The sequence below is a fragment of the Pseudomonas sp. PS02303 genome (assembly GCF_029959925.1).
Lineage (GTDB): Bacteria > Pseudomonadota > Gammaproteobacteria > Pseudomonadales > Pseudomonadaceae > Aquipseudomonas > Aquipseudomonas mandelii.
Window position 1 is genome coordinate 1 of record NZ_JASCOM010000244.1, and the last position, 8,739, is coordinate 8,739.

General features: G+C 61.5%; 8 protein-coding genes. 3 read left to right on the forward strand and 5 right to left on the reverse strand.

The genetic code is table 11. The features are described from left to right. Positions 1 to 76: 76 nt before the first annotated feature. Positions 77 to 1,189, reverse strand: a complete 1,113-nt coding sequence (locus QMX98_RS28960) for an enoyl-CoA hydratase/isomerase family protein (protein ID WP_282411760.1) — start codon at positions 1,187 to 1,189, stop codon at positions 77 to 79. 132 nt (positions 1,190 to 1,321) lie between these two features. On the opposite strand from QMX98_RS28960, the gene ung reads away from it, so the two are divergent. Then, positions 1,322 to 2,014, forward strand: coding sequence for a uracil-DNA glycosylase (ung, locus tag QMX98_RS28965; RefSeq protein WP_010462292.1), 693 nt, complete (start codon positions 1,322 to 1,324; stop codon positions 2,012 to 2,014). A gap of 160 nt (positions 2,015 to 2,174) precedes the next feature. Here ung and QMX98_RS28970 read toward each other — a convergent pair whose 3' ends face one another. From QMX98_RS28970 to QMX98_RS28985, 4 genes are read right to left on the reverse strand one after another with little or no spacing between them, the layout of a single operon-like run. Then, complete coding sequence (locus tag QMX98_RS28970) at positions 2,175 to 3,215, reverse strand: AbrB family transcriptional regulator (protein WP_282411761.1); 1,041 nt, start codon at positions 3,213 to 3,215, stop codon at positions 2,175 to 2,177. Further along, positions 3,208 to 4,722, reverse strand: coding sequence for a tripartite tricarboxylate transporter permease (locus QMX98_RS28975; RefSeq protein WP_010462289.1), 1,515 nt, complete (start codon positions 4,720 to 4,722; stop codon positions 3,208 to 3,210). The genes QMX98_RS28970 and QMX98_RS28975 overlap by 8 nt, the downstream gene beginning before the upstream one ends. Before the next feature lies 1 nt (position 4,723). Next, entirely contained in the window at positions 4,724 to 5,182 is a 459-nt protein-coding gene (locus QMX98_RS28980; RefSeq protein WP_010462287.1) for a tripartite tricarboxylate transporter TctB family protein, read from the reverse strand. A gap of 58 nt (positions 5,183 to 5,240) precedes the next feature. Then, on the reverse strand, positions 5,241 to 6,218 hold the full coding sequence (locus QMX98_RS28985) for a tripartite tricarboxylate transporter substrate binding protein (protein WP_010462285.1): 978 nt from the start codon (positions 6,216 to 6,218) through the stop codon (positions 5,241 to 5,243). Positions 6,219 to 6,609: 391 nt separating this feature from the next. Here QMX98_RS28985 and QMX98_RS28990 point away from each other — a divergent pair, with 391 nt between their 5' ends. Together QMX98_RS28990 and QMX98_RS28995 are read left to right on the forward strand one after the other, a co-directional pair. Next, complete coding sequence (locus tag QMX98_RS28990) at positions 6,610 to 7,281, forward strand: response regulator (RefSeq protein WP_007898613.1); 672 nt, start codon at positions 6,610 to 6,612, stop codon at positions 7,279 to 7,281. Further along, positions 7,274 to 8,662: a sensor histidine kinase gene (locus tag QMX98_RS28995; protein WP_010462282.1), complete on the forward strand. Its 1,389-nt coding sequence runs from the start codon at positions 7,274 to 7,276 to the stop codon at positions 8,660 to 8,662. The genes QMX98_RS28990 and QMX98_RS28995 overlap by 8 nt, the downstream gene beginning before the upstream one ends. Positions 8,663 to 8,739 lie beyond the last annotated feature (77 nt).

The following is an 8,739-nucleotide window of genomic DNA, read 5'->3' on the forward strand; positions in this document are numbered from 1 at the left end:
CGCGAAGGTGGTAGGTCAGGCGACATCAATGTCGACTGACACGCCCCCTTCGCGAGCAGGCTCGCTCCCACATTTTTTAGTATTCCGACAGATCGGCCAGCGGATGCCGACCTTCCCAGACTTTATGAAAGTGCGCCTCTACCACCGCATCCGGCACGTTATTGATGTCAGGCCAGTGCCAGTGCGGCTTCTGGTCCTTATCAATCAACCGCGCCCGAACCCCCTCGCTGAACTCCGGATGACGGCAGCAGTTGAGGCTGATCGTGTATTCCATCTGAAAGACCTGAGCCAATGACATGTGCCGGGCGCGGGCGATCTGTTCCCACACCAGATGAGCGGTCAAGGGCGAACCTTCGGTCATGTTCTTCGCCGCTCGACTTAACAGCAGATCCGAATGGTCGCGCAGAGCGCTGATGGCTTTCCAGGCGCAGCGCACATCGCTGATATCCAGCAGTTCATCGATTTGCTGGCGTCGAGGCAGCCACTGCGCGGCGGGCATTTGCGCAACGGCTTCCTGCTGCAAGGCCTTGAGCAGACTATTGAGCTGCATTGGCGTCTGTTCCTGCCAATTCAATTGCAGCAAGCCTTCGATCAGCTCTTCTTGCTGTTCATCGAGCAGGAAACGGTCAGCCAGGCCCAGGTCGATCGCATCACGACCGTTCATGTGTGCACCGGTCAGCCCCAGAAACAGCCCGAGCTTGCCGGGCAGGCGTGACAGAAACCAACTGGCGCCAACGTCCGGATACAGACCGATACTGATCTCCGGCATCGCCAGGCGGCTGCTCGGCGTGACAATCCGGATGCTTGCGCCTTGCAGCAACCCCATGCCACCGCCCAGCACATAACCATGGCCCCAGCAGATCAGCGGTTTGGGGTAGGTATGCAGATTGAAGTCCAGGCGATATTCCGCAGCAAAGAAGTGCGCGGCCAACGGCGGCACTTCACCGGGGTGAGCGCGGCAGGCTTCGACCAGACTGCGCACTTCGCCGCCAGCGCAAAAAGCCTTGGCGCCGTTACCGCGCAGCAGAACGCAGACGATTTGCGGATCCTTGGCCCACGCGTCCATCTGATCGCGCAGGGCATTGATCATCGGCAAGGAGAGGGCGTTGAGCGACTTTTCGGCATCCAGGCTGGCGATGCCAATGCGCGCACCGTCGGTGCCGGTGAGTTCTTCGAAGTGCAGATTCATCGTGACCTCGATAGTGAAATTGAGCGTTCAGTATGATCGCTGTACAGGAAAGTGCCGGATCTGCGTCAGATCAATTGACAAGTGTGGTGGGCTTTCCTAGGGTTCGCCCCATTGTTTTTGCCGGATGTAACCATGACTGCTGATGACCGTATCAAACTCGAACCGGGCTGGAAGGAGGCACTACGTGCCGAATTCGACCAGCCCTACATGGCAGAGTTGCGTAATTTCCTGCAGCAGGAGCGCGCGGCGGGCAAGGAGATTTATCCTCCGGGCCCAATGATTTTCAACGCCCTTAACTCCACGCCGCTGGACAAGGTCAAGGTCGTCATCCTCGGTCAGGACCCGTATCACGGCCCGGGACAGGCCCACGGGCTGTGCTTCTCGGTGCAACCGGGTGTGCCGGCGCCACCGTCGCTGGTAAACATCTATAAAGAGCTGAAACGCGACCTGAACATCGACATCCCCAACCACGGCTATCTGCAGAGCTGGGCTGATCAAGGCGTGTTGATGCTCAACACCACCATGACGGTCGAGCGCGCCAACGCCAATGCGCACAAGGACAAGGGCTGGCAGTTTTTCACGGATCGAATTATTGAAGTGGTCAGTCAACAGCAACCACATCTGGTGTTCATGCTGTGGGGCGCGCATGCCCAAAGCAAACAGAAACTCATCGATGCCACCAAGCACCTGGTGCTGACGTCGGTGCACCCGTCACCGCTGTCCGCTTATCGCGGTTTTCTGGGGTGCGGGCATTTCAGCCGGACCAACAAGTTTCTTGAACAGAATGGCGAAACGCCGATTGAGTGGCGGTTGCCGCCGGTTTGAAGTGAAAGTGGTGAAAAATTGTGGCGAGGGAGCTTGCTCCCGCTGGGCTGCGAAGAAGCCCCAAAGCAAGCAGCCTGATTTCTTCTTGCACACCGCATGCTCGGGTTTACGACTGCTACGCAGCCGAGCGGGAGCAAGCTCCCTCGCCACAGGGATTATGTCAGGGTTGTCCCGGCTCGCGATTCCAATACCTGAACAACGGCTCCGCCAGAAACAACACAAACAACAACCGCATCACCTGCATCGCCGTCACCAGCGGGACGGACAGTTGCAAGGTCTCCGCCGTCAGGCTCATCTCCGCAATGCCGCCAGGCATCATGCCCAGCGTCAGCGAACGCAGATCCAGATGCGTCAGCGCACTCAAGCCCAGTGCCGCCGCCGTAGCGATCAGCATGGTCAAAATCGTGCCGACCAAGGTCCGTCCCATAAAAGAGGGCGCCCGGCGGAAAAACTGCCGATTGAAATGACAGCCCAGGCCGCTGCCGATCAGCCATTGGCCGATCTGGCTCCCGCCATGGGGCAAGCCGATGTGCAAATCCCAACCGATGCTCACCGTTGCACTGACCAGCAGCGGCCCGAACAGCCACGGATTGGGTTGACGAAGACGTTCCCAGAGCCAGGCCGCCAAGGCGCCCGCCGGGAAGAGAAGCGCCAGCCACCACCAATTGACGGCGGAGGGATGAAAAATCGGTGTGCCGCTGCCCAGCAAATACTTGAAGGCTGCCGGCACGCAAAGCACAACGACCAGCACTCGCAGACTTTGCCCCGCCGCGACGCGACTGAGCACCGCGCCATTGCGCGCGCCGAGGTTGACCATCTCCCCGGAGCCACCCGGCATGCTGGAAAAGAAGGCGGTAGCGCGATCCTCCCCGGTGCGCCGCATCAACCAGACCCCGACCACGGCGGACAGGCTGGTGATCAACGCACCGAAGAAAATCAGGCCGAAGTGACTCAACACCTGCTCCATCACCACTGGGGTGAAATGCAGGCCGATGCCGATCCCGACGATCCATTGGCCGCACTTGCGGCCACCAGGGATTTCCGCCAATTGCCAGGGTGTCAGGCAGCGCACCAGGATGATCGCCAGCAACGAGCCAACCATCCACGGCAGCGGCCAGCCGACCAGACTGGCCAGGTAACCGCCCAGCGCGCCGACCAGCGGCGTACCCCACCAGGCGTTGAAAGGTGTTCGATCAGACATCGGCGATGGCGCGACGAGCAACCGAGCGTTTGCGCCAGATCCGCAGGATCGGCATCAGCAGCATGATCGCGGTCAGTACCCAGACACCGAAAGTGATCGGGCTCGACCAGAGGATCTCCAGCGCACCGTTGGAGATCGACAGCGCACGGCGCAGGTTTTGCTCCATCAAGCCACCGAGGATGAAGCCCAGCAGCACGGGCGACAACGGGAAGTCCAGCTTGCGCAGGATGTAACCGAAGATGCCGATGCCGATCATCAGGAACAGGTCGAAGGTGGTGGCGTGCACCGCGTAGACGCCGATCCCGGTAATGATCGCGATCACCGGCACCAGCGCCCAGTTCGGCACGGCGAGGATGCGGGTGAAGATGCGGATCATCGGGATATTGAGGATCACCAGCATGACGTTGGCGACGAACAACGAGGCGATCAGGCCCCAGACGATGTCAGGTTGTTGCTGGAACAACAGCGGGCCGGGCGTGATGTTGTACAGCGACAGCGCGCCGATCATCACTGCTGTGGTCCCCGAACCTGGAACGCCGAGGGTCAGCATGGGCACCAGTGCACCGCAGGCTGCACCGCCGATGGCGGTTTCCGGGGCGGCGAGGCCGCGCATGTCACCTTGGCCGAAGGTGCCCTTGGCGCCGGCGATACGCTTCTCGGTCATGTAGGCCACGGCGCTGGCGAGGGTCGCGCCCGCACCCGGCAACACGCCCATGATGAAACCCAGCAAGCCGCAACGGATGTTCACCATGAACACCGCCGAAGCTTCCTTGACGTTGAACATCATTCGGCCGGTCGCTTTCACCGCTTCCTGACCGCGATGGGTCTTCTCCAGCAGCAGGAGGATTTCGCTGATGGAGAACAGGCCCAGCACCAGCACCACGAACTGAATGCCGTCAGTCAGATGGATGTTGTCTCCAGTGAAACGGTACACGCCGCTGTTGGCATCGATCCCGACGCACGACAGAAACAGACCGATGAGCGCGGCAATGAACGTTTTCAGTGGACGATCACCGGCCATGCCGCCGAGACAGACGATCGCAAACACCATCAGCACGAAATATTCTGCCGGACCGAAGGCAATCGCCCATTTCGCCAGCAACGGCGCGAACAGCACCATGCCGCACGTGGCGATGAACGCACCGATGAACGAACTCCATGCCGACAACGACAGGGCCACACCGGCCATGCCTTTGCGGGCCATCGGATAACCGTCGAGGGTGGTCATGACAGTGGACGCTTCGCCCGGAATGTTCAGCAGGATCGAGCTGATCCGGCCGCCGTATTCGCAGCCCAGGTAAACCGCCGCCAACAGGATCAAAGCCGACTCCGGTGGCAGGCCCAGGGCGAACGCGATCGGGATCAACAACGCCACGCCATTGATCGGGCCCAGGCCGGGCAACAGGCCGACCACGGTACCGATCAGGGTGCCGCAGAGTGCGGTCACCAGGTTATACGGGGTCAGCGCGACGCCGAAGCCCTGACCCAAATAGCCAAGAGTATCCATATCAGTTCTCCAGAACGTCGAGTACGCCCAAAGGCAGTGGCACGTCCATCAGCTTGTCGAACAGCAGGTAAAGACCGATGGCCATCAGGCTGATGATCACCGCGCTCGGTAGCCAGCGGCCGCCATACAGGCGAGCCATGGGGACGCCGATCAGGATGCTGGCGACGATGAAACCCAGGGGTTCGAAGGTGCCGGCGAACACCAGCAACAGCACCACACAGATGCCGATCTTGATCAGCGTTTCGCGGTCCAGTTTCGGGTCATCGTCGCTGTGGATGATCGGCGTCGGCCGAAACACCATGTACAGCAGGCCGAGCCCCATCAAACCGAGCATCAGTAGCGGAAACGCGCGAGGGCCCACCGGTTCGTAGGAAAAAGCCGCCTGGTACGGCCAGGCCATCAGTGCCAGGCCAACACAGGCCAGCAACAGCACCGAAGCAAAAATGCGTTGTAAGAGCATGGGAAACTCCTGTGCCACGGCCCCGCAAGTCGGGGCCGCAGCCGCTAGACAGAGGCGATCACTGGATCAGGCCGAACTCTTTGGCCAGCACTTTGTAGTCCGCAACCTGCTTCTTCACGTAGGTGTCCAGCTCCGGGCCGGTCATGGCGAACGGGAAGAGTTCACGCTGATCGCGCAGCTTGGCGAAGTCTTCGGACGCCAGCAGTTTGTCGAAGGCGTCTTTCCACCAGGCGTAGTCTTCGTCGCTGACCTTAGGCCCGAGGTAGAAACCGCGAACCACTGGCCAGACGATGTCGTAGCCTTGTTCCTTGGCGGTCGGGATGTCTTTCATTTCCGGCTCGTCCAGGCGCTTCTCGGAGAACACGGCGAGCAAGCGCATGTCACCGCTCTGGATGTGCGGCATGGAGTCGGAGATGTCGGTGCTGCCGACCTGGATGTGGCCGCCGAGCAGGGCGGTGGCGATTTCACCGCCGCCTTCAAGGGCGACGTAACGCAGGTCACGCGGGTTGATCCCGGCGGCCTTGGCAATCAGCGCGGTTTGCATCCAGTCCTGGCTGCCGACGGTGCCGCCGGAGCCGATCACCACTTTGCTTGGATCTTTCTTCAGTGCTTGCACGAGATCGTCGAGGGTCTTGTAAGGCGAATCGCTTTTTACTGCGATGGCGCCATAGCTGGTGCCGACGGCGGCGAGCCAGCGAACGTTGGTTTCATCGAAACGACCGAACTTGCCTTGGGCCAGGTTCAGCAGAGAACCGCTGGACCACGCCACCAGCGTGCCGGCGTCGGCCGGACGTTGAGCAACTACCGCGTTGTACGCCACCGCGCCGACACCGCCGGGCATGTAGGTCACGCGCATCGGTTTGGTCAGCAGTTTTTCGTTCACCAGCGCGCTTTGCGCCAGTTTGCAGGTCAGGTCGAAACCGCCGCCTGGCGAGGCCGGGGCGATGCATTCAGGGCGTTTTGGCTCGGCCATCAGTTGGCCGGCGAACAGCATGCAGCTGGCGGCGAGGGCGAAACGGCGCAGTGATCGATTCATTGTTGTCTCCACGGGAGTTTTTGTTTTTGGGGATGTTTCAGGTGCGGCGGATTCGCGTCGTGCAGCCGGTAGGAGCGCTGACAAACGTGAACGAGAGGGATTGAAAAAACGGGTGGGACGGGCAAACCTGAAGCTGTCTGGCCAGCATGGTGCAGTACCTCGTTATTGTTCTTATTGGCGAAAACGCATCGAGGCGTTTTTCGGGAGCTACATTTCAAAGCACGATCGGGTGGCCTGCAGTCGAAACCATCCGTGGGGCGACTCTAACGGGCTAACCTTTCGCTAACCTTTCAGTTGGCTTTCACAGTTTTCAGGCTTCACAGTGGCGGATGCGGCTGTAAACTCCGCGCCAAAGAATGGCGTCGACCATCCCTGAATGAGGTAACAATCCATGCGTGTCCTGCTCGTCGAAGACCATCTGCAGCTCGCCGAAAGTGTCGCCCAGGCGCTCAAGAGCACCGGGTTGACCGTGGATGTGCTGCACGACGGCGTGGCGGCCGACCTGGCCTTGAGCAGCGAGGAGTACGCGGTGGCGATCCTCGATGTCGGTCTGCCGCGCATGGATGGTTTCGAAGTGCTGGCGCGCCTGCGGGCCCGGGGCAAGAACCTCCCGGTGCTGATGCTGACCGCACGCAGCGACGTCAAGGACCGGGTGCACGGGCTCAACCTGGGCGCCGACGATTACCTGGCCAAACCTTTTGAACTGACCGAACTCGAGGCCCGGGTCAAAGCCTTGTTGCGGCGCAGCGTGCTGGGCGGTGAGCGTCAGCAGCGCTGCGGCGTCCTGGCCTATGACCTGGACACTCGGCGCTTCACCCTCGGTGAAGAATTGCTGACCCTGACTTCTCGCGAGCAGGCGGTCCTCGAGGCATTGATCGCCCGGCCCGGTCGGGTGATGAGCAAAGAGCAACTGGCCGCTCAGGTGTTTGGCCTCGATGAAGAAGCGAGCCCGGATGCCATCGAAATCTACGTCCACCGCCTGCGCAAGAAACTGGATGGCCAACCGGTCGCTATCGTGACCTTCCGCGGCCTCGGCTATTTGCTGGAAAGCCGCGATGCATAAGCCCAGCAGCCTGCGCTGGCGGTTGTTGTGGAACCTGGCGCTGTTGTTGGTGGTGTTAATGCTGGCCAGTGGTTTGAGTGCGTACTGGAATGGCCGCGAAGCCGCCGACACGGCTTATGACCGGACCCTGCTGGCGTCGGCGCGGACCATCGCCGCCGGGGTGTCCCAGCGCGATGGCAGCCTCAGCGCCGACGTGCCTTACGTGGCCCTCGATACCTTCGCCTACGACAGCGCCGGGCGGATCTTCTACTTGGTCAACGACATCAATCAGAAGCTGATTTCCGGTTACGAAAACCTCCCGCCGCCGCCCCCGGGAACGCCGCGTACCGATGACTATCCGGCGCTGGCGAGCTTCTATAACGCTAAATACCGAGGGCAGAATGTGCGCGTGGTGAGCCTGCTCAAGCCGGTGAGCGAGCCGAACATGAACGGCATGGCGGAAATCCGCGTGGCAGAAACCGACGAGGCGCGGGTCGCGATGGCTCGCAGTCTGGCGGCGGACACGTTGCTGCGTTTGGGCATGTTGGCCATCGGCGCGTTGCTGATGGTGTGGTTTGCGGTCAGCGCGGCGTTGCGTCCGCTGGAGCGCTTGCGCACGGCGGTGGAAGAGCGTCAGTCGGATGATTTGCGGCCGTTGCCGCTGGTGGAAGTGCAGCATGAGTTGTGGCCGCTGGTGCGCGCACTCAATCACTTTACCGAGCGACTGCGCGGGCAATTCGAGCGGCAGGCGCAGTTTATTGCCGATGCCGCCCATGAGCTGCGCACGCCGTTGGCGGCGCTCAAGGCGCGACTCGAACTGGGCCTGCGTTCAAACGAACCGCAAACCTGGCGCAGCACCCTGGAAACCGCTGCCCAAGGCACGGATCGCCTGACTCACCTGGCCAATCAATTGCTTTCTCTGGCGCGGGTAGAGAACGGGGCCCGGGCGATTGCCGAGGGCGGCGCGCAGTTGTTGGACCTGAGTCAGTTGGCGCGCGAACTGGGCATGGCCATGGCGCCGTTGGCCCATGCCCGCGGCGTCGCCCTGGCGCTGGAGGCTGACGAGCCAGTGTGGCTGCGCGGCGAACCGACGTTGCTGAATGAACTGCTGAGCAACCTGGTGGACAACGCCCTCGCTCACACGCCGCCGGGGGGCAATGTGATTCTGCGGGTCACGGCGCCGGCGGTGCTGGAGGTCGAGGATGACGGGCCGGGAATTCCCGTTGATGAGCGGGATCGGGTGTTCGAGCGCTTTTACCGGCGCAACCAGCAAGTGGCGGGGTCCGGATTAGGGTTGGCGATTGTCGGTGAGATTTGTCGCGCGCACTTGGCACAGATCAGCCTGCACGATGGTGAGTCGGCGGGGTTGAAGGTGCGGGTGAGTTTTATTGCGGGGGAGTGAACACTTTACCTGTGGCGGGGGGGGGCGGCCCCGCGCCCCCACGATCGCTTAAAAAAATCCCCCGCGCCGTGCGGCGG